This is a genomic window from Streptomyces sp. NPDC037401 (assembly GCF_055602345.1).
In genome coordinates this window covers 126,921-151,785 of the sequence record NZ_JBVJWO010000004.1, presented here as the reverse complement: position 1 = coordinate 151,785, position 24,865 = coordinate 126,921, and the positions used below count along the sequence as shown (strand labels likewise).

The window sequence follows — 24,865 nt, the reverse complement described above, 5'->3', positions numbered from 1 at the left end:
GACCCCATAGGCACCCGCACGGGCCGGCCCTAACCTCCCGGGGACCGCGCCGGCACCGAGTCGGCACCGCGCCGAGCCGGCGCCGACCCCTGCGCTTCCAGCTGCTCACGGAGGGCCCATGAGATCACCGACCGCCGCCCGGTTCCGCCGGCCGGCCGCACTGCTGCTGCTCGCGGCCGTGGCGTACCTGCTTCCCGCGCCCGCCGCGGCCGTTCCGGTCGCCGCCGCCGCACCGGCGCCGCTCGCCCCCGTACCCGGGGAGCTCACGCCCCACGACATCCGGGGCGTGTACGGCGCGGGCGTCTCCTCCGGCGGCTACATGGCCACGCAGCTCCACGTCGCGTACTCCGGCACCTTCGACGGGTCGGGGGTGTTCGCCTCCGGGCCGTACGGGTGCGCGCAGAACACGCTCGACAAGGCCCTCTACGCCTGCATGGACACCCGGCAGGACCTCCAGCTCGACCGGCTGGAGCAGACGGCGCGGGACTGGTCGGCGCAGGGCCTCGTCGACCCGGTGTCCCAGCTCGAGGGCGACCCGGTCTACGCGTTCAGCGGCTCGGGCGACGCGACCGTCCGGCGTCCGGTGGTCGACGCCCTGTCCGAGTACTTCGGCCGCTTCGGCGCCCGCGTCCGCCACAACAGGACCACCGCGGCGGGGCACGCCTGGATCAGCCCGCTCGGCCCCAACTCCTGTACGGTCACGCAGAACCCCTGGATCAACGACTGCGGCATCGACGCGCCGCGGGAGCTGCTCGGCCACCTGCTGGGCTCCGTCGCGGCGCCGGCCTCCACGCCCGGGGGCTCCCTGATCCGCTTCGACCAGAACCGGTACGCGCCGGGCGGGCAGGCCCGCGCGATCTCCATGGACGAGCAGGGGTTCGCGTACGTGCCGACGGCGTGCACGGGCGGCGCGGCCTGCCGTCTGGTGGTGGCGCTGCACGGCTGCAAGCAGGGGTATTCGTACCAGGGCTTCGGGACCCGCTTCATCGACGGGGCCCAGCTGAACGAGCACGCGGACACCAACGGCCTGATCGTGCTGTACCCGCAGGCGGTTCCGACCGGGACGCTGGACAACCCGAACGGCTGCTGGAACTGGTGGGGCTACCTCGGCGACTCCGCGCACGCCCGCCACGGCGGCCGGCAGATCGAGACGATCATGGGCATGGTGCGTGCGCTCGGCGGAGGAGGCGGCGGGACGCCGTCGCCCGGCCGGGTGACGCTGCCCAGCCTCGACGCCGAGGACGGCTACGTGAAGGCTGCGGGCGACGGCTCGGGCCCGGCGGTCGGCACGTACGAGAGCACGTACGGGCTGGCCCTGGGGAGGGGCGCCGACGGCAGGTTCAACCGCACGGTGCTGTCGTTCGACACCTCTGCCGTCCCGGCCGGGAAAGAGATCACCGGCGCGTACGTGACCGTGTCCCGGAGCAGCGGCTCGGGCGATCCGTGGTCGAGCCCGGCGGGCAACCGGCTCCTGGCCGACGTGCACCGCGGCTGCCTGGGCGGCTGCGCGGTCGAGCCGTCCGACTGGGGTGCGGCGGTGACGGTGCCGGGGGCGGCTGCGATCGGCCCGTTCACCTCGGGCTCCGCGTCCTCGGGTCCGCTGTCGGCGGCCGGGCTGGCGGCGGTCAACCGCTCGGGCCGGACGCATGTCCGGCTGCGTTTCGAGCACAACCAGATGTCTACGGCGTACCTCTTCGTCAACCGGGACACCCGGGCGACGCTGACGGTGGAGTACCGGTGACGGAGGCCTCACCGTTTGCGTCCGTTTGGCATGGGTAAGCGATATTTCGTCTGGTTATGATCCATTAGACGGCGGCGCCCGACCACCGGGCCTGCCGCCGGCCGCCTACGGAAGAGAGATTGCCGTGTCCGTCGTGAAGAGCGCCCTGCCCGCAGCCGACCTGAAGATCGTCGGTGAGGCACTCCAGGGCGCGCTGGTCGATCTGATCGACCTCGCACTCGTCGCCAAGCAGGTGCACTGGAACGTCGTGGGCCCCCGCTTCCGGTCCGTCCACCTCCAGCTGGACGAGGTCGTCACCACGGCCCGTACGCATTCCGACGTGATCGCCGAGCGCGCCTCGGCCCTGGGCGTGGCCCCGGACGGCCGGGCCGCGACGGTCGCCTCGACGTCCGCGATCACCGGAGTCCCGGGTGAGTGGGTGAAGGACGCCGACGCGGTCCGCATCCTCGTGGACGCCCTGGGCACGGTGATCACCCGCATGCGCGAGCGCATCCAGTCCACGGCCGACCCGGACCCGGTGACCCAGGACCTCCTGATCGGCCTGACCGGCGACCTGGAAAAGCACCACTGGATGTTCCAGGCGGAGAGCGCCTGAGCGGGCCGGAAAGCGGGAACGGGACACTCGGTACGGCGAGGTCCTGCACGTCGCCGACGGGCTCGCTGTCCCCGTAGAACGTCTCGAAGAGGCGTGGCCCCAGCCGGTGCCGGCCGGGGCCACGCTCCCCGCACCATCTCAACCGGGCCGGCAGAACTCGCACGCCGTCGCTCACCGGTCCGCCCTCTCGCGGGCCTTCCGGCAGGCGCGCGGGTCCAGGTGGGCCCAGTCGGCCGGCCGTGCGCCTCATCGATTCGGGTGTCGTCTCGCGCGCGGGCCCGATGATGGGCTGGTCGCAGCGGCAGCAGATCTTTCCGCGGCTCACCGACGGGCTCCCGGCTCCGGGCAGGACCACACCTCCGTGCCGTCGAGGCGGCCGCCGGGCGACCGGAGGAGGCCGCCCGCTACGCGCTCCGGGCCCTGCACCTGTTGGAGACGCACTGGTACGCCACGGGGCTGGAGCGGGTCCGCGAAGTGCGGCGCGCACTCGGGCCGTGGGAGCACGAGCCGTATGTGCGCGACCTCGACGACCGGCTGTACGGCTGGGGATCTGTCGTCAGCGCCCTCGCGAATTGAACCCGGCGATGAGGCCCGGCAGCTCCTCCAGACTCTCCACCCGGAACGTGGGGAGCGCCTGGGCCTCCTCGCTGTTCCACTGGATGGTGGCCCACGGACCGCGGCGGATCAGCGCCGTGCGCATGCCCGCCTGCGCGCCCGGCCGTAGGTCGTTGTCGACGCGGTCGCCCACGTAGAGGATCTCGTCGGCGGCGAACGGCACGACGTCGGCGACCCGCTCGAAGAACGCGATGTCGGGCTTGCTGGCGCCCCAGTCGTCGGAGGTGCCGATCAGGTCGACGTCATCGGTGAACAGGCCGCGGAGGATGCCGCCGGCGCGGACGGTCTGATTGCCGGCGATGCCGAGCCACAATCCGTCGGCGCGCAGCTTGGCGAGGGCGGGCCGGACGTCCGGGTACAGGTCGGACTCGTCGAAGTGCTCGGGCTGGCCGGCTGCCCGCCCGCGCCTCCCGCTCGGCCGTGAGGTCGAAGCCGGGCTTGAAGGGCTGGAACGCTTCGCGGTAGTCGCGTCCCTGGGCGATGACCGCGCCGAACGTCGCAGCGAAGGTGTGGCGTGGGACACCGAGCCAGTCGGCCCACGTTCCGTACTCGCGCGTTTCGTCCACCAGGCATTCGCCGACGTCGAAAACCACAGCTCGAATCATGCGCCGACCCCATCCAGCGGCCGGGACGCACGACTGCGTCCCCTCCCGCCCGAAAGCTTCCGTTCTAGTGGTCGTCGCAACACCCCGGCTCAGGGGATGCGATGGACTTCGGGATTCGGCCCGGTGCCGGTGGGGTCGACGCGCGGGTCCAGGCCGATTCGCGGAGCAGGCGGAGGCCGTTGAGCGCGACGAGGACGGTGGAGCCCTCGTGGCCGAGCACGCCCAGCGGGAGCGGGAGGTGGCCGGCCAGGTCCCAGGCGGTCAGGGCGGCGATGAACACGCCCGCGACGACCAGGTTCTGCACGACCAGGCGGCGGGCCGCGCGGGAGAGGGCCATCACGGCGGGGACGGTGGTCAGTTCGTCGCGTACGACGACCGCGTCGGCGGTCTCCAGGGCGAGGTCGGAGCCCGCGCGGCCCATCGCGATGCCGGTGTGGGCGGCGGCGAGGGCGGGGGCGTCGTTGACGCCGTCGCCGACGACGAGCACCTTGCGCCCCCCGGCTTCCAGCCGGCGGACGGCCGCGACCTTCTCCTGGGGCAGGAGGCCCGCGTGGACGTCGGCCGCGCCGATGCCGACGTCGGCGGCAACACCGGCGGCGGCCCGCGGGTTGTCACCGGTCAGCAGCAGCGGCCCGGCGCCCGTCAGGGCGGTGAGGGCGGCGACGGTGGCGGCGGCGTCCGGGCGGAGCCGGTCGGCGATGCCGAGCACGCCGGCCGGCGTGCCGTCGCACAGGACGAGGACGGCGGTGCGTCCGGCGTCCTCCAGCGCTCCGGCGTTGCGGGCAGCCTCCCGACCGGCCGGGCCGGCGATGTCGTACGGCAGGCGGGCCGGGGCGCCGACGGCGACCGTGCGGCCCAGGACGACGGCCGTGACCCCGACGCCGGGGACGGAGGTGAACTCCCGGGCGGCGGGCAGCTCGAGGCGGCGTTCGCGGGCGGCGTCGACGACCGCGCGGGCCAGGGGGTGTTCGCTGGGCAGCTCGGCGGCGGCCGCCAGGGCCAGCAGGGCATCGGCGGTCAGCCCGCCGCCGTCCAGCGGCGTCACCTCGGCGACGCGGGGCGCGCCTTCGGTGAGGGTGCCGGTCTTGTCGAGGGCGACCACGTCGGCCTGGCCCAGGCGTTCCATCACGACGGCCGACTTGACGAGCACGCCGTGGCGTCCGGCGGTGGCGATCGCCGACAGCAGGGGCGGCATGGTCGCGAGCACCACCGCGCACGGCGAGGCGACGATCATGAACGTCATCGCGCGGAGCAGCGCCCCTTCGAGTCCGGCGCCGAAGGCGAGCGGTACGAGGAAGACCGCCAGCGTGGCGCAGACCATGCCGATCGCGTACCGCTGCTCGACCTTCTCGATGAACAGCTGCGTGGGCGCCTTGGTTTCGGACGCCTCCTCGACCATCGCGACGATCCGGGCGATCACGGAGTCCGACGCGTCGCGCTCGACGGCGACCGTCAGCGCCCCGGTGCCGTTGAGGGTGCCGGCGAACACCTCGTCCCCGGGCTGTTTCGCCGCCGGGAGCGGTTCGCCGGTGATGGTGGCCTGGTCGACCTCACCGGCCCCGTCCAGCACCCGGCCGTCGGCCCCGACGCGTTCGCCGGGCCGGACCAGGACGGTGTCGCCGACCGCGAGGTCCCCGGCGGCCACCGTCTCCTCCCGGCCGTCGGCGGTCAGGCGGGTGGCCGTGGCGGGGGCCAGGTCCAGCAGGCCGCGGACGGCGTCCCGGGTACGGGCGGTGGCGAGCGCCTCGAGCGCTCCGGAGGTCGCGAAGATGACGATCAGCAGCGCCCCGTCCCTGACCTGGCCGATCGCGGCCGCACCCAGCGCGGCGACGATCATCAGCAGGTCGACGTCCAGGGTCCTGTCCCGCAGAGCCCGGAGTCCGGACCAGGCCGGCTCCCAGCCGCCGGTCGCGTAGCCCAGGGCGTAGAGCGCGCCCCACGTCCAGGCGGGTGCGCCGGCCGACTGCAGGGGCAGCGCGAAGAGGAAGAACGCGAGGGCGGCCGCGGCCCAGCGGGCCTCGGCGAGCGCGAAGAGCCGGGTGCGGCGCCGCAGCGCCGCCACCGGGGCGGTCTGCGCGGCTCCGCCGGCACGCTGGAGCAGATCTGAAGGCATGGCGGGGAAACCCTTCGCGGGCTCGGGGCGGCAGGGACCTCACCATACAGGAACATATGAACAGGTCTTCAAGTGTCATCGCTAAGATGGACGCCATGGGTCATGGAATGGACGACAGGAACGCAGCCACCACCCGCGAGCGCCTGGACACCGTGGGCACCGCGGACGTCGCCGCCACCCTCCAGGCCCTGGCCACGCCCTCCCGGCTGCGGATCCTCGCCCGCCTCCACGAGGGCCCCTGCGCGGTCGGCGACCTCGCCGAGGCCGTCGACATGGAGGCCTCGGCCTGCTCCCACCAGCTGCGCCTGCTGCGCAACCTCGGGCTGGTCACCGGCGAGCGCCGCGGCCGCTCCATCGTCTACGCCCTGTACGACCACCACGTCGCCGAACTGCTCGACCAGGCCCTCTTCCACGTCGAGCACCTGCGCCTCGGGCTGCGCGACACCCCCGCCGAGCCCGCACCCGCCACCTGACAAGGGCGGCGCACTCACCCCGCGGCCCGGCGCGCCGGCCCCCGGTCCGCGTCGGCGCCCCGGCACCGGCGTACGTAGTACCCCCAGGTCAGGGCCGTCAGCAGCGGTCCCCACAGGGCGAAGAGCCCGCTGACGATCCGGGCCAGCCAGCACCACCAGCCGTTCTCCCACTGCCCGTCGGGGGCTCCGGCGATCCCGAAGGTGGTCAGCACCCAGTCCACCAGCAGGGCGAGGAGGCCGGCCGACAGCACGACGGCCGGCACCAGCACCGCAGCCGGCCGCACACTGCGGCCGCCGAGCCGCGGCACCCAGCGCGGCACCACCTCCCCCCAGCCGCGGACCAGGGCGAAGCAGAGCAGTGCGGCCGCCTCCGAGAGCAGGCTGAGCCCGAAGACGTACGGGCCCATGACCCACGGCGAGTCGGGCAGCCGCCCCGGCACGGTGCCCGTCAGCCCCATCGTGTGGCCGAAGGCGAAGGGCAGCCGCCACAGGCAGACGGGGAGCAGGAGCAGCGGAATCGCTCTGGCCGTACGCAACGCCCAGCGGGGAACCGGCCGTTCGGTCCGGGCAGTCGTGTCCGCCGTCGTCGTGTCCGCCGCCGTCGTGTCGATCGTCGTCATGCACCCAGCGTCGCCGCCGCCCGCCGCCGGGACATCGGCCCCGGGGATGCACCGCTTCCCCCACGCGGTGGAGGCCGTCCGCCGGACGTCACCGACAATGCGTGCATGCGCATTCGAACAGTGCACGCCGCCGAACTCCCCCTCCTCCAGGACATCGAGCGCGGCGCGGGCCGCTGCTTCCGGGACGTCGGCATGCCCGAGATCGCCGACGACGAGCCCCTCCCGCTCGACCAGCTCGCCCGCTACCGGGAATCCGGGCTCGCGTGGGTCGCGGTCGACGCCGGCGACCTGCCGGTCGCGTACCTGATCGCCGAACCGGTCGACGGGAACCTCCACATCGAGCAGGTGTCCGTCCACCCGGACAGCGCCCGCCGTCGGATCGGCCGCGCCCTGCTGGACCGTGCGGCGGAGCACGCCGTGAGCGCCGGGATGCCCGCGCTGACCCTGACCACGTTCACCGACGTGCCGTGGAACGCCCCGTACTACGCCCGCTGCGGGTTCCGGATCCTCGGCGAGGACTCGCTCACACCGGGTCTGCGGAAGGTCCGCGCGGCCGAGGCGGAACACGGTCTGGACCGGTGGCCCCGGGTCTGCATGCGGCGGGCGCTCGCCTGATCCGCGGGCCGGGGGGGCGGCGCTATTGCAGGAACGTCCCTGCTCGGCGCCCCGGAGCGCAGGCCGCGAACGGCCGTGATCCCGTTGCGCCGTTCCCCTGCCCGGGCGCGGCGATCGCCCCTAGGCTGAAGCCGACTTGGCCCCTCACGACCTGCGAAGAGCCGCCCGTGCCCGAACCGAGCAATCCTCTTGCACACCGCACCGCGCTGACCGTCGCGGACGGCCGGGACGCCCTGCCGGACGTACGGCGGATCACCCGCGCCTGGCTCAACTCCAAGTTCCACCGCGAGATACCCAACGCCTCCGGCGTCCACCAGCTCGACGACATACGGGTCCTTGCCTCCCAGGTGGCCCACCGCGCCGACGGAACCGAGAGCGCGATGCGCATGCAGTTACGCGAGGACACCCCCGAGGCGACCTGGCGGACCACGGTCACCGCCGTCCATCCCGGAGGCACCCGGCCGGCGCAGGTGGCCGTGGCGCTGGAGTGCTTCGTCAATCCCGGCCACTGTTCCGAACCGGGGCGGCCGCGCCTGGTCGAGCAGCTCGTGGAAGCCCTGGAGTGCAGCGACGGCACCACCCGCCTGACGCTCCAGCCGGTACGGATCACCGCGGGCGAGGTCTGCGTCCTCATCGACGTGCTGTGCGACCCGGACCGCAGGCTGCCGGCCGTCGTCGCGGCCCGGCCCCTGCACCCGGACCAGCGGTGGTCGGCCCGGCTGGGCAAGGCGATGACCAAATGCGCGGGCGCAGCCTCCCTGTTCTTCCTCGACACCGTGGCGGCCGTCGACGCCTTCCGCTGCGCCGCCGAACACCACCGCGTCCCGCCGGGCGCCGTACGGACGTTCCTGACGGAGGTGGACCCCGCGTGGGCGGCGGACGGCCCGCGGCACCGGTACACCACCATGGCGCGCCTGTCCGAGCGGCACACCACCTCCTGGGACACCGTGGTGCGCACCGTGCAGCGGATGTCGACCGAGGCCGCGCTCCCCGAGGCCCTGCGCACCGTCGACTTCCCCGACGAGGAGCTGCGCCGCCGCGACGAGCGGCGCGCGGCGCTCAGCACGGCCCACAGCGGCGACGAGACCCGGAGCCTGCGCGAGCAGGTGACCGTCCTGACCGCTCTGCTGGAGGTCGCCGACGGGGAGATCGAGCAGCGCCGCGGCACGGAGGAGCTCGCGCTGCGGACGAACGGCTCGCTGGAGAAGGAGCTGCGCGCGGGCCGGACGCAGTGGGACAGTGACATGGAGGAGCATCTCCAGGCCCTGGAGGAGATCGAGCGCCTGCGGGCCGAGGCGGACGTCCTGCGGAGCAGGCTCGCGCGGGCCGGGCGCGTCGAGGAGACGGTGGTCCTGGAGACGCGGCCCGCGCAGCCGACGAGTTTCGAGGAACTGTGGGACCGGCGGGGCGACTTCGGCCACATCCTCGTCACGGCCGAGCGCGCGCCCGCGCTCGCCCTGGACGAGACGGACCGCAGCCGGGTGTGGGCCGCGAAGGTGTGGTCCGCGCTGCGGGCCCTCGACCGGTACGGCCGGGACGCCCGCGAGGGCTTCAACGGCGGGTTCTACGAGCACTGCCAGTCGGACCGGTCGCAGTGGCCGGTCAAGAAGGTGGCGATGGCGGAGACGGAGGCGACGATGGCCAAGTACGGCAGCGAGCGGATCCTCCCGGTGCCGTACGCCTACGCGCCCGACGGGACGGCCGAGATGCAGCCCCACCTGAAGATCGACAGCAAGGGCGAATCGCCCCGCGTGCACTTCCTCGACGACACCAAGGGCGTCACGGGCAGGGTCATCGTCGGGTACATCGGCAAGCACCTGACGAACACCAAGACCAACTGACCTGCGGGCGTTCACGTTCGGGGATGCAGGCCGGGCGGGGGCGGCTCCACCGGCCGCGCACGGGTCTCAGCGGGCGGGAGGGTCCGCCGGACCGTCGCCCAGCAGGGTCCGGAGGGCCTTCGCGACCCGCGCCCGGCGGGCCTCGGGGGTGAGGGCCTGGAGCAGCGGCAGGATGAGCTGGTAGCGCCCCGTCTTGTCGAGGGCCTCGTACGCCTTCGCGGCCGCCGGGTCGGCCGCGAGCTCCGCCGCCAGCTCGGGCGGGACGGTCGCCGCCTTCTGCGACTCGTACGCCGCCTGCCAGCGCCCGTCCTCCTGGGCCCGGCGCACCTCGGCCAGACCGGGTTCGCGCATCCGGCCCGCCGCCGTCAGCTCGGCGACCTTGTCGACGTTCACCCGGGACCACAGGCTCCGGGGCCGGCGCGGCACGTACTTCTGGAGGTAGTGGCGCTCGTCCAGCGAGCGCCGCTGCCCGGAGATCCAGCCCCAGCACAGGCCGATGTCGACGAGCTCGTCGTCGGTGACCGAGGGGATGCCGGACTTCTTCTTGGCCACCTTGATCCACACGCCCTCGTGGCGCGTGTGGTGCCCGGCCAGCCAGCCTTCGAAGGCGGCGCCGTCCGCGAAGGCGACGACCTCCACCCCGCCGAGTTCCGTTACGCCCCCGGCGCCCTGCTCACCCACCCTGTCTGCCATGGGGCCCAGGCTATCGCCGACCGCTGCGGCCTCCGCGGCGCCCGCCGCCAACGGAGCCGCGGGCCGGGCGTCCTGAGGGTCAGTCGGCGGCCGGCGCGGGGAGCGCCAGAGCGCGGGCGAGTGCGGCGGTGACCGGTTCCGCACGGCCGGGCAGCTGCCTGGCCGCCCAGCGCGCGGCCAGGTGGAGGAAGCCGGTGAGGTCGCGCTCCGCCCCGGCCAGCAGGGTGCGCAGCTGCCCGGCCGGCAGTTCGATCAGGGGGCTGTCGTCCTCGTCGGCGTCGGCGGTCAGCCGGATTCCGTCACCGAGCCGTTCGACGAGCGGCGAGGGATCGTGGCCGAAACCGGCCGGCCCGTCGCCGTTCACGACGCCGAGCCAGTCGCGCCAGTCCTCCAGACCGCTGCAGCAGCCGGGCAGGACGGTGGTCCCGGTGGCCGTGTCCGTGACCCGCAGGCCGCCGGGGGCGAAGAGGGTGTCCAGGGTGAGCAGGCCGTGGAGGAAAGCGCCGAGGGGGTCGCCGGGCCGCGGTGGGCGCCCGTCCGCGTCGGGGTCGACGTCGTTGCATCCGGCGATGCTCATCACGGCCGTGCCGACCTCGGCCGGGGAGAGCGTATCGCCGAGCGGGAGGAGGGCGAAGGACTCGCAGGCGGCCACGGGCCACAGGCCGAAGCCGGCGGCCGGACGGGTCTCCAGCACGGGCTGTACGAGGATCATCCCGGGATGATGCCGCACGGGCGGCGGACCCCGCCTCGCGTTTTCGGGCGGCGGACGGTACGCCCCGCGGGCCGCAGACACCCTCGTTCGAACTGATTTTCGAGCCGCGCCCTGGTCGAGGACACGGCGACCGGCCGACCGGCGTGACGTGTGTCACCCGGGTCGGCCGGTGGCCTCGTCACTGGGTCAGAGCCGGCCCATACGTGTGTAGGGGCTCACGATCCGGGCCGTACGGGAGCCGAAGTCGACGAGCATCGCTACGCCTTCCTCGACGCCGATGATCCGGCCCAGGCCGAACTGGTCGTGGGTGACCCGGTCGCCAAGCTCGAAATGCTTGGCCGCCGGAGCGACCGGAGCTTGGAACGGGCTCGTGGGGAGGTGGCGCCGCGGCGCTGAGGGCTTCGTCATCGTGGTTCCAGTATGCGCCCCACACCCGGGAACGGCCGGGTCGAGAAGACAACAATGACGCATCGACCCGGGGAACAGGCCGCTGCTACGGCCCGGCGGCGGGTCAGAACTGGGCCCGGTCACCGATGTATTTGGTGTACTCGCAGGCGGTCCGCGCGCTGCCCTTGAACTTCACGCAGAATTTCACACCCGTGCCGGTGTTCATGTTCGACCAGGTGTGGCTGAGGGTGTCGCCGACCCGCCGTGCGGTGCCGGTGTTGAACGGGTCGCCGTCCCAGTACAGCGTCGCCGCGGCCGTCTTCCGGCTCTTGGGCGGGTTCGTCCAGATGCCCGTGACGGAATTCCAGCCGTTGTTGCCCTCGAGCCGGATGCAGATCTGCGGCCCCGAGAAGTGATGGGTGCACGCCGAGCTGTCCGCGGCCGCGGGAGGGGCCGTCGTGACGAGCAGGGCGAGGGCCGCGGCCGCCGCGTTCAGATAAGTGATCTTCCTCATGGCCTGCTCAAGCCTCCGCCGGACCGCGAGGACACGGGCGGGGCGCAGGGACCACCCTGGCGGAGGGAGGCCTCCGGGCACCGCGGTGCAGACCGGAGCGGAACAGCCCGTAGGGTCGTGGTCGACCGGTGACCACGGAGAAGGACGACGAGATGAGTGACAAGGCCCGCAAGCTGTTCGACGCGCTCGACCTCAATTCCGACGGCACGCTCACCCGGGCCGAGGTGATCTCGGCCATCAGGACCCAGGGGCCGACACTCGCCGCCCGCGGCGACCTGCCGTTCTGGGGCGTGGTCGACGCCGACGCCTCGTCGGCGCTGTTCGACCAGGCCGACAAGAACGGCGACGAGGTCCTGACCTTCCAGGAGTTCGCCGCGGAGGTCGACCGCCGCTTCGGCTGGTAGGCCGCGCAGACCGGCAGGCCGCGGGGCGCGGGCGCGGATGTCGCCCGGCCTGCTGCGGAGCGCTCACTCCCGCGGGGGCGCAGCGCCTCCGCTCCGCAGCGCCCCGAGGATCTCCGCCGTGGTGACGACCCGGCCGATCCGCGGGAAGATCTTCCCGAAGGTGTGCGCGTGCGCGTCGGCGTCCGTATCGGCCGTGGCGTCCTCCGGGCAGGTCCGCGCCGTCGGCGACAAGGCGACCGTCACGCCTCACGCTCTCCCGGGCACCGTCGGCGACCGGTGTGCGCCCGCCGTACGGGGCCGGGTCAGGACTGCTCGGGCGCGGGCTCGGTTACGGGCGGACGGATCGGCTCGAGGCCCGGCGTGCCGACGGGGAGGTACTCGGACTGCGCGGCCGGGCCCCCGATGCCGAGGGGGTCGCCGGGGTGCCAGAACGGCACGGTGAGGGCCTCTCCGGTGAGGTCCGCGACCTGCTCGCGCAGCTTCGGCAGGAGCGCGTAGAGGCGGTCGCCGGGGCAGGCCGTGGCGTTGAAGTCGCGGTGGCCGTAGATCTCGGACGGGGGCAGCCCGTACTGGAGGCAGATGTGGGCGCAGAGCTCGGCCAGCGCCCGGAACTGCCCGGCCGGCGGGTCGACCTTGGTGTACGTGCCCTCGTTCTCGATGCCGATGGCGACGCTGTTCTGGCCCACGCAGTGGGCCGAGCGGACCTGGCGGTACCCGGAGCGAAGCTCGGCGAGGCTGTGGTGGCGGCCCTCCAGGATGTGTGCGCCCCGGCTGATCGTGAAGTGCTGGCCGGTGTCGATCCAGCCGTGGGTGTCCATGTGGTACTTCTGGATCGCCCGTGCCAGGGAAAAGGCGCGTTCGCGCGACAGGTCGGTGACGTTCGCGGTCGCCGTGTGGTGCACGATGATCCGCCGCGGGGGTGTGGACAGGACCACCACCTCCTCGGCCGCGGCGCGGGCACCCCAGGCAGCGCATTCGGCGATCTCCGGTCCGGCGCCGGAGGCGGCGCGGGCGCGGCCGGCCGCCGCGAGCGGCAGCACGGAGGACGCGCCCAGAGCGAGCATTCCGGTGAGCAGGGACCGGCGGATGAGCCGCGGTTGCGCGGATGACGTCATCGGGAATCCGTCCTGTGGGGAGGGCGCCCATTGAAGGCGCGTCCCCGCCGCGGAACGCACAGGCGCTCCGGGACACGGCGCCGGACGGATCAATTCGGCCCCCCAATGCAGCAGAGGACGGGCGGGGCGCTGCCCCGGATGGCGGGCACGCGTACGGCCGCTCCGGAGCCGGCGCGCAGCGCTCAGAGGTGGCCGTCGAGGAACTCGCTGATCTCGGCGCGCGTCATCGGGCCGGTCACCGTGGCCACCGCCTCCCCGAGCTTGACCAGGACGAACGACGGAGCGCTGGTGATCCCGTAGCGCTTGGTGGGGGCCGGGCAGCGGACCATGTCGGTCTTCACGACGGTGAGCCGCTTGCCGTACGCGTCGGCGACCTCCCGCGTGACGAGGTCCATCTCCTTGCAGACCTTGGCCACCTTGGGCCAGGTACCGGAGAAGTACACGAGGACCGGGCCGTCCGCCATGGACAGGATGAAGTCGAACTCCTCGTCCTCCAGTGGTTGGTGGACCCTCGTCGCCATCGGCACTCCTCATCGTGATCAAACGCGGCAGCCCTCATCATCACCTACGGGACGCACGCCGCGACGCTCGGTGCCCCACGCTCGGGTGTTCACACGAGGCGGACGGCCGGGCATGTGGTTTTCGGACCGATTGCGGAGGGTTCCGGCCGGACCGGGCTCCGGGGACCGGGAAACGGGGGGCGGTCCGGGTCAAGATCGCAGTACCGGTCCTTCCCGACGAAAGAGGTCCTCCTGTGGCCGTCGAGCTGAACCACACCATCGTCGCGGCCCGCGACAAGCGGGCGTCGGCCGAGTTCCTCGGCCGCCTGCTGGGCATCGAACCCGGCGCGGACTTCGGGCCCTTCGTGCCCCTGACCCTGAGCAACGGCGTCACCCTCGACTACGCCGACGTCGCGGCCGGCGCCGCGATCACCACCCAGCACTACGCCTTCCTGCTCACCGAGGAGGAGTTCGACGCGGTCTTCGCGCGCATCCGGGAGGCCGGACTGCCGATCTGGGCCGACCCGTACGGCAACCGCCCGGGCGAGATCAACCACAACGACGGCGGCCGGGGCGTCTACTTCCACGACCCGGACGGACACGTCCTGGAGCTCCTCACGCGCCCGTACGGCAGCGGCACCGAAAGCGCCGCCCCGAAGCCGGAGGGTTCCGCCGCGTGACCGGCGGGAGCGGTATGCGCGGCACGTGCCGGACGGACTCCCCCGGCGGCGCCTCGCGCCGTACGGTCCTGCGGGGCGCGGTCGCCGGAGCGGGCGTGGCCGGCGCAGCTGCCGTGACGGCATCGGGTACGGCCTCCGCAGCCCCGCGGCCGCGCCGTGGCGCCCCGACCTTCGTCCTGGTGCACGGATCCGGCAGCAACTCGTACGCCTGGGCCCCGCTGTTGCGCGAACTGGCGCTGCGCGGCCGGCGCGCGGTCGCCGTCGATCTGCCCGGACACGGGCTCGGCGCGTTCATTCCCGCCTCCTACCAGGCGCCTCAGGACCTGGAGCGGTTGCGTACCGAGCCCTCGCCGCTGTCCCGGGTGACGCTCGCCGACTGGGCCGAGCACGTGGCCGGCGTCGTGCGGCGGGCACACCGCAACGGCCCGGTGGTCCTGGTCGGCCAGAGCCTGGGCGGGGTGACGCTGAACGCGGTCGCCAACCGGGTCCCCGGGCTGATCACGCACCTCGTCTACGCGTCGGCGTTCTGCCCGGCCAAGAGGGCGACCGTGGTCGACCTGGTCATGACCCCGGAGGGGGCCGCGAGCGCGCTCTTCCGGATTCCCCCGGTCCGCACCCCGCCGGAGCTCGGCGTGAACCGCCTCAACTGGCGTTCGGCCGATCCCGCGTTCCTCGCCGCTGCGAAGGAGGCACTGGCCGCCGACTGGACGGATGCCGAGGTCCGGGCCCTGCTGAACATCCTGGAGCCGGACGAGGCCGCATCCGTCGGCGTGACGGACGCCCGCGGCCTGCCCGGCACCTGGGGGCGGGTCCCGCGGACGTACCTGCGGTTCACCGCGGACCGCTGCATACCGCCCGCCCTCCAGGACCTGATGATCAGGGAGGCCGACGAGCTGACCCCGCGGAACCGTTTCCGCGTACGGGACCTGGCGGTGCCCCACTTCGGCCCCCGGGATCCGGCGGTGCTCGCGGACGAACTGGAACTCGTCGCGCGACTGTGCTGACCGCGGCTTGCGCGGTGCCGCGGCAACACGATCATCCGACCGGAGCCGGATGTACCGGAACGGCGGCGGTCGCCGTTCTACAGTGGCCCTGCGTCCCCCCGGACCGCGGCGGTGCATGTGCCGCACGGATGCCGATGCGGCGGGCCGGCTCGCTCCGGTCCGGGGAGACGCGCAGCGCAACTCCCCCCGGAGTGGCCGGAGTCGAACCCGTCAGGGGCGGTGCAGGTCCATGACCATCACGGGGTACGGGCCGGCCGCGGTGTCCGCGGTGGCGTAGGACTCGGGGACGACGTTCTCCATCCACATCCGCAGGCGGTCCGGAGCGGGGGCTTCGAAGCCGATCAGCCAGCCCCAGTCCCCGCCGTAACTGCCGCTGAACACGAGCGCGGCCCCTGCGGCGCGGTCGGCGGTCGGCCGGCCCGGCAGCGTCATCGGGTCCGGCTTCTGGTGCCAGGAGTCGGCCCACATCGCGGTCTGCGTACCGTCCTCGCCGGCGGAGCCGAAGACCAGCAGGCCGTCCTGCGGCCCGTCGTCCGGGTGTTCCCAGGTGTAGGCGACCGAGGTGAGGTGGCCGCCCGCGGCGAAGGTCACGGCCGCCGTCGCCGGGGACTCGGCGAACGGATCCGCGGGCATCAGCCGGAAGGCGTTCGTGCCCGCCCACGGTCCGGCGCAGTCGGAGAGAAGTGCCATGCGCCCACCATGGCAGCGCGGGGGGCGGCCCGCGCGACGACACGTCAGCGCGGGCGGGCGGGGCGAGCGGGAGCGCAGGGACGGACCGGGCCCGTCCGGTGCGGCAGGCAGGCACACTGGAGGGGTTGGTGACACGTCGTCGTAGAGGAGTGGCCCGTGCCCGTCCCGATCATCATCGACTGCGACCCCGGGCACGACGACGCCCTCGCCATCATGCTGGCGGCCGGCGACCCCTCGGTCGACCTGCTCGCCATCACCACCGTCGCGGGCAACCAGACCCTGGAGAAGACCACGCTCAACGCCCGCCGGGTGTGCACCGTCGCCGGGATCACCGACGTGCCGATCGCGGCCGGGTGCGACCGGCCGCTGGTCCAGCCGCTGGCCGTCGCCGACGACGTCCACGGGGAATCCGGGCTGGACGGGCCGCAGTTCGCGCAGCCCACGGTGGACGTGGTGCCCGAGCACGCGGTCGACCTGATCCACCGGCTCCTGAACGAGCACCCCGAGCCCGTCACGCTCGTTCCGACGGCCCCGCTCACCAACATCGCCCTGCTGCTGACCCGGTATCCCGCGGACGCCGCCCGGATCCGCGAGATCGTGCTCATGGGCGGATCCGCCGACCGGGGCAACCGCACCCCGGCGGCCGAGTTCAACATCCACGCCGATCCCGAGGCCGCCGACATCGTCTTCCGCAGCGGGGTGCCGCTGACGATGTGCGGGCTCAACGTCACGCACCAGGCGCTGGCCACGCCCGAGGTGCTGGCCCGCTTCGAAGGACTGGGCACCGGGCTCGGGCGCACCTGCGCGGAGTTGCTGGGCTTCTTCGCGGGCACCTACCGGCAGCTGTGGGGGTTCGAGCACCCGCCCGTGCACGACCCGGTGGCGGTGGCCCGGGTCCTCGACCCGAAGATCGTGCAGTGCGTCGAGGCGAACGTCGCCGTGGAACTGCGGGGCCAGTACACGCGCGGAGCGACCGTCGTGGACCCGCACGGCTATCTGGGCCGGCCGGTGAACGCCCGGGTCGGCATGACGCTGGACCGCGAGCTCTTCTGGAACCGGATGGTGGGCGCCGTGGCGGTGCTGGGCGGCGGCCGGCCGGCTCGGACCCCCGCCGATGAGCAGGAAGTACGCCAAACGGATTGACTGCGTCCAGTTGGCCGGAGGCATGGCCTCCGGTGACGCGGAATGGTGAGGGCGAACTGCCATGGTCGCCAGTACGGGCCGATGCGCGGCCCGTCGCTGGGACGACGATGGGAGAACGATGGCGTTCCGCACACCGCGGACCGGCTCCATGAGCAGGTTCCGCAGACTGTCGGCCGTCCTCGGTGCCGGCGTGCTCGTCACGCCCGGCGCCGCGGGAGCGGCCCTGGCCGACGAACCCCAGGAGACCCGGCAGGTCGAGTACCGCAATGTGACCGTGGCCGTGCCGCAGGACTGGCAGATCGTCAGCCTCGACGACTCGCCGCACGCCTGCCTGCGGCTCGACACCCCGGCCCTCTACCTCGGCCATGCCGGGGACCAGTCCGAGTGCGAGGCCTCCGCCGTGGCACGGACGCGCGCGGACGTGCTGCACCTGGAGCCGGACGAGGGGGCACCGGACCGGGCAGACATCCCCACCGTCACGGTCGCACCCGGCCGGCGCCTTCCCGAGGAGCTGCCGGAGGCGCCGAGCGGTGAACTCCGTTTCGTCCTCGAGGAGCAGGGTCTGGTGGCCACCGTCGCCTACGCCGACTCCCCCGAGGGCCCGGTGTCGGTGGTCCGTGCCGTCCTGGAGCAGGCGACGGGGAAGCGCACGGGCACCCCGAAGGCCCGGCGCCCACCGGTGCTCCGCGCGCCGGTGGTCCAGAAGGCCTTCCGCGGCAAGGCGTTCGACGCCTGCACCGCCCCCTCGTCCGCGCAGATGCGGTCCTGGCGGGCCTCGTCGCCGTACGCCGGTGTCGGCGTGTACATCGGCGGGCCGGCGCGGGCCTGCGCGCAGCCGCAGCTGACGCCGTCCTGGGTGAGCACCCAGTCCGCGGCCGGCTGGCACCTGATCCCGATCTGGGTCGGTCCCCAGCCGTGGACGGGCAGCAGCTCCCTGTCCACCAGCGCGTCCGGGGCCGCCTCACAGGGCCGCACGGCCGCCGCCGGAGCCGTCGCCGCGGCCCGGGCCCTCGACCTCGGCGAGGGCACCGTCCTCTACAACGACGTCGAGAACTACAGCGACCGCGCCAAGTGGGACGGCCCGGTCCTGTCGTACCTCGACGCCTGGACCCGGGCCGTGCAGGCGCAGGGGTACCGGGCGGGCGCGTACGTGGCCAAGTCGTCCGGGGTGCAGGCCCTGAGCGCCAAGTACGCCAAGAGCACGTACGCGATGCCCGACGTGCTGTGGACGGCGAACTGGAACGGCTCCGCCGACGTGGGCGACGCCTCGATGGGGCTGCCCGCGGGTGGCGCGCAGTGGCCGGGAGCGCGGCGCGCCCACCAGTACAAGGGGAACGTCCCCGAGACCTACGGCGGCGTCCGGATCGCCATCGACCGCAACTACGTGAACATCGGGGCGCCGGCCGGGGACAAGGACTTCGGCTCGCGGGTCCCGGGCGTCATGGCCGCGGCCGACTTCACCGGCGACGGCATCGCCGACCTGGCCGCCGTCCACAGCGACGGTTCGCTGCACTCGTACCACACCGCCGCCGACGGCACGGTCGCGTACGGGCGCAAGCTGTGGGCCGACAACACCTGGGGTCCCGTACGGCACCTGGTGGGCGGCGACTTCACGGGCAGCGGGCGGGCGCAGCTGGCGGCCGTGTGGGGGGACGGGTCCCTGCACCTGTACGAGGCCGACGCCGGCGGCGTGCTGCGCCGCGTGAAGACCATGTGGCACGACCGGACCTGGCGCTCCGTCCGCAAGGTCACGACCTGGCGGAACGCGGGCAGCGGGCGGGACGGCCTCGCGGCCGTGTGGCACAACGGCAGTCTGCACCGGTACGACGCGCTGGCCGGCGGGTCACTGAGCCGCACCTCGGCGCGCCTGTGGCAGGACAGCACCTGGGGAGGGGTCCGGCACATCGCGACCGGCAACTTCACGGACTCGGGCCGCACGGATCTCGTGGCCGTCTGGGGGGACGGGCAGCTGCGCCTCTACCCCGGATCCGGGGAGGGCACGCTCTCGGGCAGCTCCCTGCCCGTGTGGCCCGACCGGACCTGGGCGACCATGCGGGCGGTGGCCGCGGGCGACTTCACCGGTGACGGTACGACCGACTTGATGGGGTACTGGGCCAGCCGGAAGCTGCACCTGTACGAGGCACCGGGCGACGGCACGCTGGACCCGGGGGCCGTCGCGGGCCGCTGAGCCGCGGGCGGCGGCGGCCGGGCCGGGGGTCGTCCCGGCCCGGCCGTCCGCGGGCGGCGTCGGCGGCCGCCCGCCGACACCTCAGCCCTTGATGGAGGTGATCTTCTTGGTGGCGGCGTCGGCCTGCACGTAGACCTTGGTCGTGCCCCGGCCCCAGGTGAAGGTGACGGTGGCGTTGACCTTGCCGCGCGAAGTGCCGGTGTAGGTGACCTTCCACTTGCGCGGGGTGTCCTGGGCGTGCAGGACGCCGTCGGCGTGGTTGCGGTCCTCCCACGCCTTCAGGCTGCGCTGGAAGGACTTGGAGAGGTAGTGGCTGCGCAGCTGGAGGGCGGTACGCCCGTCGGGCGCGTAGTGGGCGTCGATGTAGGCGCCGTAGAAGTTCGCGATGCGGCTGAAGGCGTTCGCGGGGCTGCCGGAGACTGACGGGGCGGCGGCGGCCGCGGCGACCGGGGCGGTGACCCGTTCGGCCGGCGAGCCGATGGCAAACTGCCCGACGAAGAGGGAGAGCGAGAGGGCTGCGGCGGCCGCGGTCGCCACGGCGGCGGTGCGGGCGGTGCGGGTCGTGATGCGCGTGGACATGGAGCGTTCCCCCGGGGTGGTCGGCCCCGCCGGTCGCGGGTGCCGTGGTCGGTATGTCCTGCATGGAGACACGGCGGCACGGGGATCGGTTCTCGTCCCGCCGTCGCTTTACCCGATCTTGAGGAACCGTCAGACGACCGGGCCGGACGGGGGCTGGTCGTCGGCGCCGAGGCCCCGCCGGGCGGCGAGGACGAGAACCTTCAGGACCACGGAGACGAAGGCGAGGTCGGCGAGGATCTGCAGGATGACCAGGATCCGGGCGAGTTCGGTGCGGGCGGCGATGTCGCCGTATCCGACGGTTCCCAGCGTGACCACCGAGAAGTACAGGGAGTCGGTGCGGCCGAGCGGCTCGCTGAAGCTTGCCGGGTCTGCGAGCGAGAGTGTGACGTACGTCCCGGCGAAGACCGTGACCAGCAGGGGCAGTACGAGGGCGAAGGCCTCCACCGCCCGCAGCTGGGGCAGGTCGGAGCGGAGGACGGAGCGCAGCTGCACCACCATGACCACGACGAACAGCACGGCCCCGGCCACGAGCCTGAGCACGGCCCACCCGTCGCCCGGGGTGCCCTCCAGGGGTGCGACGTAGTACAGGCCCACCACGGCGACGGACGTCAGCAGGCAGCGGACGACGCTCGCCGTCACTGCCCGCCGCCGCGCCGCGGGATCCAGTGCGCCCAGGCGTCGCGCGGTCATTGCATCCACCTCCGTGATCCGGCCGTCACCAGACGAAGGATCGCCCATCGGGGCCGCCGTCGCCGTGACGCAGCGCCGTGGACCCCTGGGCAGATTGGTCCAGACCAAATAGAGTGAGCGGCCGTCGGGTCGGCCGCTGCCGGGGGTGGAAGTTGATGAGACGTCGATCGTTGCCGGCCCTGGCGGGCGCGGGAGCGTGCAGTGCGGCCCTCCCCGCGGGCAGCGCGCCGGCAGCGCCCCGGGCGGCCGGCCCGGCATGGGCGCCGGTCGAGCTGCCCGCCCCGACCGGGCGCCGGCCGGTCGGCACGGTCGCGCTGCACCTGGTGGACCGGGACCGCCCGGACCCGCTCGCCCCGGACCGGCGCCCCCGCGAGCTGATGGTGCAGCTGTGGTGCCCGGCCGCCGCCGCTGCGCCGTTCCCGCGCGCCCGGTACACCTCGGGCGCCGTCGCCGAGGCCCTGGAGACGGGTCTTCCGCTGACGGCCGGCACCCTGGCCTCGGTCCGTCCCCACGCCCGGTACGGTGCACCCGCCGCGCCCGGCGCACTGCCCCTGCTGCTGCTCGGCCACGGGCGCAGGGGCGGCCGCAGCAACTGCACGGCGCTCGCGGAGGAACCGGCCGCCCACGGACATCTGGTCGCCGGCGTGGACCACACCTTCGACGCGGCGGTGGTGGAGTTCCCGGGCGGCCGGACCGTACGCAGCGCCCTGCCCGAGGAGTCCGGCGACTGGGAGGCGCGGGAACGGCTGGAGATCGGCGCCCGCGTCGGCGACCTGAGATTCCTGGCGACGGAGCTGACCGGACCCGCCCGGGGCGGCCGCGCGCGGACCCGGAGCGGATCGGGGTCCTCGGCCACTCCATGGGCGGGGCCGCCGCGGCCGAGGCGCTGCGCGTGGACGGCCGCTTCCGGGCCGGGCTGGGCCTGGACGGGGCGCTGTTCGGCTCGCCCGTGCCCGAGTTCGGCCTGGACCGCCCGTACCTGCTGATCACGGCGCTCGATGACCACGACACCTGGCGGCGCCGGCGCACGCACCAGCGCGGCTGGGCCCGGCAGTTGCGGTTCACGGGGACCGGCCACCTCACGTATACCGACCTGCCCCACTTCGCCGCGGCGGGCGGCCTGCCGCAGTCCTGGCCGCCCGAGCCGTACGCCGAGCTGCTGGGCACCCTCGACCCGGCGCGCTCGACCCTGCTGGTCCGCAGCTACACCCGCGCGTTCTTCGACCACACCCTGCGCGGACGGCCCGCGCCGCTGCTCGACAGCCCCTCGCCACACTTTCCCGAAGTGGAGTTCCGCTGGGTGCACGGCGCCGCCACCCGCTGACCACCCGGCGGGCCCGGCACCCCCGCCGCGCCGCGGCCCCTCACGGCTGCGGGAACGGCGGGGTGCCCGGGGCCGGGCCCAGGGTGGTGGTGCCGGGAGCCGCACGGTGGCCCAGACCGGTGCGGTAGACGTCCAGGGCCGCTTCGGTGCGGCCCGTGCGGCGCAGCAGGTCGCCCAGGAGCCGGCACAGGTCGGCCAGATCGCCGCTGGCCCCGCTGCGTTCGAGCAGCGAGAGGGCGCGCACGTAGTGCTCCTCGGCGTCCTCGGGCTCGTCGCGGTCCTCGGCGATCAGACCGAGGAGGCGGTGCGCGCCGGCGGCGTGGACGGCTCCGTGGCGGTCGTCGAGTTCGAGGAGCGCGGACAGCAGGCCGGCCGCCTCCTCGTGGCGGCCCTGGCGGCGCAGCACGTCGGCCAGTTCGACCTCCACCTGGGCCGTGAAGAGCGCGGCGCGCTTGGCCGTGAGCATCGCGCGGGCGGTGCGCAGTTCGCGCTCCGCGAGGGCCAGCTCGCCGTTCTGCGCCTGGACGTAGCCGCGCATCCAGTGGCAGTGGGCCAGGTCCGTGTGCAGGCTCAGCTGCCGGTAGACCTCCTGCGCCTTGGCCAGCGAGGCGTCGGCGTCGCCGATCCGCCCCTCCGCGAGGAAGGTGCGGGCCACCTGCCGGTGCATGCCGGCCACGAGGGCGGGGTCGGTGACCTTCGGGGCCAGGGCGAGGGCCAGTTCGGCGGCGTGCGCGGCGCGGGCGTGGGCGCCCATGTCGATGTACGGGCCGATGATGGCCGCGTACAGCAGGACCAGGGCCTCCGGGTCGGCGAGGCCGCTGGTACCGAGTTCGTCGATGGTGGATTCGAGCAGGTAGCAGGCGTAGCGCAGCTCTCCGGCGAGGAGGTGGGCCACGGCGCGGCCGCGGACCGCGCGGGCGCGCCGGGGCAGCGGCTCGGCGGCGAGGAGCTGCTCGGCCGCCTCGAAGTGGCGTCGCGCGTCGTCCAGTTCGCCGGCCTCCAGGGCGCAGTCGCCCAGCCCGAGCAGCGCCTCGGCCTGTTCGGGGCGGAGCACGAGGTGCTCCGCGTCGGTGAGGATCCTGCGGTAGCCGACGGCGGCCTCGTCCGCGGCGCCGGTGGCCAGCTGGCGCTGGGCGTCGGTGAGGGCGAGGCGCAGTTCGGTGGCCAGGTGGGCGGGGCGCCCGGTGGACAGTTCCTCGAAGGTGGTGCCGAGCCGCTGGGCGAGGAAGCGCAGCGCGGTCTCGGAGGGCCGGACCTTCCCGGCCTCCAGCGTCGAGACGTACGCCGGGGTGTAGGCCGGCTCCGCGAGCTGGCGCTGCGTCAGGCCGCGCTGACTGCGCAGTTGTTGTACGCGGCGTCCGATGTCTGCCGGTTCGTCCATGGCGTCCCTCCGCGCTCGGTCCGTGCCGCAAGTATTCAGGGACTTCGGGTCATTGCGCATGTCCCGCACACCCCTCTACGTTAAGCAGCTCGTTCATCCTACTTACTTGCGCACTTAACTGAACTGTCGGGGAGAAGGATTCATGCGCTCAGCGATACGCAGGGCCGTACTGGTCGCGGGTGTGGCCACCGCCGCCACCGCCGTACTGGCCACCGGGCCCGGGACCGCGACCGCCGGGCCGCCGCAGCCCGGTGCCGCGGCGCCCGGGAAGCGCGTCGAGGTCGAGATACCCGGCCCGGAGAGCGGCGCCGCCGCCGGGTCCGGTCACACGCGGGTGGCCGCGGAAGGCCGGGCTCGGCCCAAGTCCCCGCTGTCGTCGGCCGAGTCCGCCGCCGACGGCGAGGTCGCCCGTCTGGCGGGCAGCGGCCCGACCGCCGACCGGCTGGACATCGTGGTGGTCGGGGACGGCTACACCGCGGCGGAGCTGGGCAAGTTCCGCGCCGACGCCCGGCAGAAGTGGGCCGAGCTGACGGCCGTCGAGCCGTACACGACGTACCGGAACCTCTTCAACGTCTGGACGGTCGACGCCGTGTCGAAGCAGTCGGGCGTCTCCGGCGACCCCGACCCGGCCACCGTCCGCGACACCGCGCTCGGCTCGTACTTCTGGTGCGACGGCATCGAGCGGCTGCTGTGCATCGACCAGAAGAAGGTCGACGGGTACGTCGCCAAGGCGCCCGAGGCGGACCTGGTGGTCGTCCTGTCCAACAGCGCCAAGTACGGCGGCGCGGGCTACAACGAACCCAGCCCCACCCTGGGTTACGAGGGCATCTCCACCGCCTCGGCGGGCAACGAGAAGTCCGGCCAGGTCGCCATCCACGAGACCGGCCACTCGCTCGGCAAGCTCGCGGACGAGTACTTCTACCCCGGCTACCCGGGCTACGAGCAGTACACGGGCGCCGAGCCGGCCGACTCCAACATCTCCACCCTCACCGCCGGCGACCTGGCCGCGCGGCGGGCCAAGTGGCACCGCTGGCTCGGCGAGACCTCGCCCGACGGCGGCACCGTCGGCGCCTTCGAGGGCGGCGGCTACTACGTCAAGGGGCTGTACCGGCCCACCGACAACTCGCTCATGCGGATCCTCGGCAAGCCCTTCAACCTGCCGGGCATCGAGGCGATGATCGCCGGCTTCCACCGCCACGCCGAGCCCGTCACCTCGCGCACGCCGGCCGGCCGCACCCTGCGGACCGGGCAGTCGGCCAAGATCGCGGTTCCGCAGCTGACCGGCGCGGACGGCCGCCAGTTCGCGGTGCGCTGGTACCTCGACGGCAAGGAGCTGCGCTCCCTGCGGGGCCGTACCAAGGTGACGGTGAAGTCCCTGGCCGGCAAGCTCGCGGACGGGCGCACCCACAAGCTGTCGGTGACCGTCACGGACGCCACGCCCTCGGTGCGCGACCCGAAGATCGCCAAGGGGCTGAAGTCGACGCTGCGCTGGAAGGTCCGCCGCTGACCCCACCGCACCCTGCGGGGGGGGGGGGGGGGGGGGGGGGGGGGGGGGGGTGGGGGGTGTGGTCTGGGTGGGAAGAAGGGGGGGGGCCGACAAAACCCGGTGGGGGCTGGCCCTCACCCACTCCTTGTTCGGGTGG

The 24,865-nt window shown here is 73.8% G+C and carries 27 protein-coding genes and 1 pseudogene; 14 read left to right on the top strand and 14 right to left on the bottom strand.

Annotation, left to right across the window (positions count from 1 at the left end; all coding sequences use genetic code 11):
• Nucleotides 1-118: 118 nt before the first annotated feature.
• The 3 genes from ACZ7H1_RS04965 (at nt 119) to ACZ7H1_RS04955 (ending at nt 2,912) form a co-directional block, all read left to right on the top strand.
• Complete coding sequence (locus ACZ7H1_RS04965) at nt 119-1,741, top strand: extracellular catalytic domain type 2 short-chain-length polyhydroxyalkanoate depolymerase (RefSeq protein ID WP_470783805.1); 1,623 nt, start codon at nt 119-121, stop codon at nt 1,739-1,741.
• Between the two features lie 124 nt (nt 1,742-1,865).
• Nucleotides 1,866-2,336, top strand: coding sequence for a Dps family protein (locus ACZ7H1_RS04960; protein WP_470783804.1), 471 nt, complete (start codon nt 1,866-1,868; stop codon nt 2,334-2,336).
• 429 nt (nt 2,337-2,765) lie between these two features.
• Nucleotides 2,766-2,912, top strand: a complete 147-nt coding sequence (locus ACZ7H1_RS04955; protein WP_470783802.1) for a hypothetical protein — start codon at nt 2,766-2,768, stop codon at nt 2,910-2,912.
• Here the strand turns inward: ACZ7H1_RS04955 and ACZ7H1_RS04950 are convergent.
• Both ACZ7H1_RS04950 and ACZ7H1_RS04945 read right to left on the bottom strand, forming a co-directional pair.
• Nucleotides 2,893-3,556, bottom strand: a pseudogene (locus ACZ7H1_RS04950) (HAD family hydrolase). The gene ACZ7H1_RS04955 and the pseudogene ACZ7H1_RS04950 sit on opposite strands and share 20 nt — an antisense overlap.
• A gap of 64 nt (nt 3,557-3,620) precedes the next feature.
• Complete coding sequence (locus ACZ7H1_RS04945) at nt 3,621-5,669, bottom strand: heavy metal translocating P-type ATPase (protein ID WP_470783800.1); 2,049 nt, start codon at nt 5,667-5,669, stop codon at nt 3,621-3,623.
• 95 nt (nt 5,670-5,764) lie between these two features.
• Between ACZ7H1_RS04945 and ACZ7H1_RS04940 the strand changes: the two genes are divergently transcribed.
• Complete coding sequence (locus tag ACZ7H1_RS04940; RefSeq protein ID WP_470783798.1) at nt 5,765-6,142, top strand: ArsR/SmtB family transcription factor; 378 nt, start codon at nt 5,765-5,767, stop codon at nt 6,140-6,142.
• Nucleotides 6,143-6,156: 14 nt separating this feature from the next.
• On the opposite strand, the gene ACZ7H1_RS04935 is transcribed toward ACZ7H1_RS04940, so the two are convergent.
• A complete protein-coding gene (locus tag ACZ7H1_RS04935; RefSeq protein ID WP_470783797.1) occupies nt 6,157-6,762 on the bottom strand; it encodes a hypothetical protein in 606 nt (201 codons plus the stop codon).
• Nucleotides 6,763-6,867: 105 nt separating this feature from the next.
• Between ACZ7H1_RS04935 and ACZ7H1_RS04930 the strand changes: the two genes are divergently transcribed.
• Together ACZ7H1_RS04930 and ACZ7H1_RS04925 are read left to right on the top strand one after the other, a co-directional pair.
• Nucleotides 6,868-7,377: a GNAT family N-acetyltransferase gene (locus tag ACZ7H1_RS04930; RefSeq protein ID WP_470783796.1), complete on the top strand. Its 510-nt coding sequence runs from the start codon at nt 6,868-6,870 to the stop codon at nt 7,375-7,377.
• A 167-nt stretch (nt 7,378-7,544) separates the two neighbouring features.
• On the top strand, nt 7,545-9,218 hold the full coding sequence (locus ACZ7H1_RS04925; RefSeq protein WP_470783794.1) for a hypothetical protein: 1,674 nt from the start codon (nt 7,545-7,547) through the stop codon (nt 9,216-9,218).
• Nucleotides 9,219-9,284: 66 nt separating this feature from the next.
• Here ACZ7H1_RS04925 and ACZ7H1_RS04920 read toward each other — a convergent pair whose 3' ends face one another.
• From ACZ7H1_RS04920 to ACZ7H1_RS04905, 4 genes are all read right to left on the bottom strand, one after another.
• Nucleotides 9,285-9,911: a YdeI/OmpD-associated family protein gene (locus ACZ7H1_RS04920; protein ID WP_470783793.1), complete on the bottom strand. Its 627-nt coding sequence runs from the start codon at nt 9,909-9,911 to the stop codon at nt 9,285-9,287.
• Between the two features lie 79 nt (nt 9,912-9,990).
• On the bottom strand, nt 9,991-10,623 hold the full coding sequence (locus ACZ7H1_RS04915; RefSeq protein ID WP_470783791.1) for a hypothetical protein: 633 nt from the start codon (nt 10,621-10,623) through the stop codon (nt 9,991-9,993).
• Nucleotides 10,624-10,809: 186 nt separating this feature from the next.
• Nucleotides 10,810-11,031, bottom strand: coding sequence for a hypothetical protein (locus ACZ7H1_RS04910; RefSeq protein WP_470783790.1), 222 nt, complete (start codon nt 11,029-11,031; stop codon nt 10,810-10,812).
• Between the two features lie 103 nt (nt 11,032-11,134).
• Entirely contained in the window at nt 11,135-11,524 is a 390-nt protein-coding gene (locus ACZ7H1_RS04905) for a hypothetical protein (protein WP_470783789.1), read from the bottom strand.
• A 152-nt stretch (nt 11,525-11,676) separates the two neighbouring features.
• On the opposite strand from ACZ7H1_RS04905, the gene ACZ7H1_RS04900 reads away from it, so the two are divergent.
• Nucleotides 11,677-11,928, top strand: coding sequence for an EF-hand domain-containing protein (locus ACZ7H1_RS04900; RefSeq protein WP_470783787.1), 252 nt, complete (start codon nt 11,677-11,679; stop codon nt 11,926-11,928).
• A gap of 63 nt (nt 11,929-11,991) precedes the next feature.
• Here the strand turns inward: ACZ7H1_RS04900 and ACZ7H1_RS04895 are convergent, their stop codons facing one another.
• The 3 genes from ACZ7H1_RS04895 to ACZ7H1_RS04885 form a co-directional block, all read right to left on the bottom strand.
• A complete protein-coding gene (locus ACZ7H1_RS04895) occupies nt 11,992-12,171 on the bottom strand; it encodes a hypothetical protein (RefSeq protein WP_470783786.1) in 180 nt (59 codons plus the stop codon).
• Nucleotides 12,172-12,230: 59 nt separating this feature from the next.
• Nucleotides 12,231-13,043, bottom strand: coding sequence for a peptidoglycan recognition protein family protein (locus tag ACZ7H1_RS04890; protein ID WP_470783784.1), 813 nt, complete (start codon nt 13,041-13,043; stop codon nt 12,231-12,233).
• Nucleotides 13,044-13,225: 182 nt separating this feature from the next.
• Entirely contained in the window at nt 13,226-13,564 is a 339-nt protein-coding gene (locus ACZ7H1_RS04885) for a thioredoxin family protein (protein ID WP_470783782.1), read from the bottom strand.
• Between the two features lie 233 nt (nt 13,565-13,797).
• On the opposite strand from ACZ7H1_RS04885, the gene ACZ7H1_RS04880 reads away from it, so the two are divergent.
• Together ACZ7H1_RS04880 and ACZ7H1_RS04875 are read left to right on the top strand one after the other, a co-directional pair.
• Nucleotides 13,798-14,223, top strand: a complete 426-nt coding sequence (locus ACZ7H1_RS04880; protein ID WP_470783780.1) for a VOC family protein — start codon at nt 13,798-13,800, stop codon at nt 14,221-14,223.
• Nucleotides 14,220-15,227 carry an alpha/beta fold hydrolase gene (locus ACZ7H1_RS04875; RefSeq protein ID WP_470783778.1) on the top strand — a complete coding sequence of 336 codons (1,008 nt, stop codon included), beginning with the start codon at nt 14,220-14,222 and terminating at the stop codon, nt 15,225-15,227. Before ACZ7H1_RS04880 ends, ACZ7H1_RS04875 begins: the two co-directional genes overlap by 4 nt.
• Nucleotides 15,228-15,437: 210 nt before the next feature.
• On the opposite strand, the gene ACZ7H1_RS04870 is transcribed toward ACZ7H1_RS04875, so the two are convergent.
• A complete protein-coding gene (locus tag ACZ7H1_RS04870; protein ID WP_470783777.1) occupies nt 15,438-15,917 on the bottom strand; it encodes a hypothetical protein in 480 nt (159 codons plus the stop codon).
• Between the two features lie 156 nt (nt 15,918-16,073).
• Here ACZ7H1_RS04870 and ACZ7H1_RS04865 point away from each other — a divergent pair, with 156 nt between their 5' ends.
• Both ACZ7H1_RS04865 and ACZ7H1_RS04860 read left to right on the top strand, forming a co-directional pair.
• Complete coding sequence (locus tag ACZ7H1_RS04865; protein ID WP_470783776.1) at nt 16,074-17,060, top strand: nucleoside hydrolase; 987 nt, start codon at nt 16,074-16,076, stop codon at nt 17,058-17,060.
• Nucleotides 17,061-17,178: 118 nt separating this feature from the next.
• Nucleotides 17,179-19,248, top strand: coding sequence for a glycoside hydrolase domain-containing protein (locus ACZ7H1_RS04860; protein ID WP_470783775.1), 2,070 nt, complete (start codon nt 17,179-17,181; stop codon nt 19,246-19,248).
• Nucleotides 19,249-19,329: 81 nt separating this feature from the next.
• Here the strand turns inward: ACZ7H1_RS04860 and ACZ7H1_RS04855 are convergent, their stop codons facing one another.
• Both ACZ7H1_RS04855 and ACZ7H1_RS04850 read right to left on the bottom strand, forming a co-directional pair.
• A complete protein-coding gene (locus ACZ7H1_RS04855) occupies nt 19,330-19,827 on the bottom strand; it encodes a hypothetical protein (RefSeq protein WP_470783773.1) in 498 nt (165 codons plus the stop codon).
• Nucleotides 19,828-19,956: 129 nt separating this feature from the next.
• Complete coding sequence (locus ACZ7H1_RS04850; protein ID WP_470783772.1) at nt 19,957-20,517, bottom strand: potassium channel family protein; 561 nt, start codon at nt 20,515-20,517, stop codon at nt 19,957-19,959.
• A 155-nt stretch (nt 20,518-20,672) separates the two neighbouring features.
• On the opposite strand from ACZ7H1_RS04850, the gene ACZ7H1_RS04845 reads away from it, so the two are divergent.
• Nucleotides 20,673-21,503, top strand: a complete 831-nt coding sequence (locus tag ACZ7H1_RS04845) for a hypothetical protein (protein ID WP_470783770.1) — start codon at nt 20,673-20,675, stop codon at nt 21,501-21,503.
• Nucleotides 21,467-21,841 carry a hypothetical protein gene (locus ACZ7H1_RS04840; RefSeq protein WP_470783769.1) on the top strand — a complete coding sequence of 125 codons (375 nt, stop codon included), beginning with the start codon at nt 21,467-21,469 and terminating at the stop codon, nt 21,839-21,841. The genes ACZ7H1_RS04845 and ACZ7H1_RS04840 overlap by 37 nt, the downstream gene beginning before the upstream one ends.
• 40 nt (nt 21,842-21,881) lie before the next feature.
• Here ACZ7H1_RS04840 and ACZ7H1_RS04835 read toward each other — a convergent pair whose 3' ends face one another.
• Nucleotides 21,882-23,222, bottom strand: a complete 1,341-nt coding sequence (locus tag ACZ7H1_RS04835) for a helix-turn-helix domain-containing protein (RefSeq protein ID WP_470783767.1) — start codon at nt 23,220-23,222, stop codon at nt 21,882-21,884.
• 142 nt (nt 23,223-23,364) lie between these two features.
• Here ACZ7H1_RS04835 and ACZ7H1_RS04830 point away from each other — a divergent pair, with 142 nt between their 5' ends.
• Nucleotides 23,365-24,729, top strand: coding sequence for a M64 family metallopeptidase (locus tag ACZ7H1_RS04830; protein WP_470783766.1), 1,365 nt, complete (start codon nt 23,365-23,367; stop codon nt 24,727-24,729).
• Nucleotides 24,730-24,865: the final 136 nt, after the last annotated feature.

Coding starts and splice junctions, on each gene's coding strand:
- ACZ7H1_RS04835 (WP_470783767.1), bottom strand. CDS start 23,222: ATGGACGAACCGGCAGACATCGGACGCCGCGTACAACAACTGCGCAGT.
- ACZ7H1_RS04905 (WP_470783789.1), bottom strand. CDS start 11,524: ATGAGGAAGATCACTTATCTGAACGCGGCGGCCGCGGCCCTCGCCCTG.
- ACZ7H1_RS04845 (WP_470783770.1), top strand. CDS start 20,673: ATGAGACGTCGATCGTTGCCGGCCCTGGCGGGCGCGGGAGCGTGCAGT.
- ACZ7H1_RS04855 (WP_470783773.1), bottom strand. CDS start 19,827: ATGTCCACGCGCATCACGACCCGCACCGCCCGCACCGCCGCCGTGGCG.
- ACZ7H1_RS04870 (WP_470783777.1), bottom strand. CDS start 15,917: ATGGCACTTCTCTCCGACTGCGCCGGACCGTGGGCGGGCACGAACGCC.
- ACZ7H1_RS04910 (WP_470783790.1), bottom strand. CDS start 11,031: ATGACGAAGCCCTCAGCGCCGCGGCGCCACCTCCCCACGAGCCCGTTC.
- ACZ7H1_RS04830 (WP_470783766.1), top strand. CDS start 23,365: ATGCGCTCAGCGATACGCAGGGCCGTACTGGTCGCGGGTGTGGCCACC.
- ACZ7H1_RS04920 (WP_470783793.1), bottom strand. CDS start 9,911: ATGGCAGACAGGGTGGGTGAGCAGGGCGCCGGGGGCGTAACGGAACTC.
- ACZ7H1_RS04965 (WP_470783805.1), top strand. CDS start 119: ATGAGATCACCGACCGCCGCCCGGTTCCGCCGGCCGGCCGCACTGCTG.
- ACZ7H1_RS04900 (WP_470783787.1), top strand. CDS start 11,677: ATGAGTGACAAGGCCCGCAAGCTGTTCGACGCGCTCGACCTCAATTCC.
- ACZ7H1_RS04915 (WP_470783791.1), bottom strand. CDS start 10,623: ATGATCCTCGTACAGCCCGTGCTGGAGACCCGTCCGGCCGCCGGCTTC.
- ACZ7H1_RS04885 (WP_470783782.1), bottom strand. CDS start 13,564: ATGGCGACGAGGGTCCACCAACCACTGGAGGACGAGGAGTTCGACTTC.
- ACZ7H1_RS04860 (WP_470783775.1), top strand. CDS start 17,179: ATGGCGTTCCGCACACCGCGGACCGGCTCCATGAGCAGGTTCCGCAGA.
- ACZ7H1_RS04945 (WP_470783800.1), bottom strand. CDS start 5,669: ATGCCTTCAGATCTGCTCCAGCGTGCCGGCGGAGCCGCGCAGACCGCC.
- ACZ7H1_RS04930 (WP_470783796.1), top strand. CDS start 6,868: ATGCGCATTCGAACAGTGCACGCCGCCGAACTCCCCCTCCTCCAGGAC.
- ACZ7H1_RS04850 (WP_470783772.1), bottom strand. CDS start 20,517: ATGACCGCGCGACGCCTGGGCGCACTGGATCCCGCGGCGCGGCGGCGG.
- ACZ7H1_RS04940 (WP_470783798.1), top strand. CDS start 5,765: ATGGGTCATGGAATGGACGACAGGAACGCAGCCACCACCCGCGAGCGC.
- ACZ7H1_RS04935 (WP_470783797.1), bottom strand. CDS start 6,762: ATGACGACGATCGACACGACGGCGGCGGACACGACGACGGCGGACACG.
- ACZ7H1_RS04890 (WP_470783784.1), bottom strand. CDS start 13,043: ATGACGTCATCCGCGCAACCGCGGCTCATCCGCCGGTCCCTGCTCACC.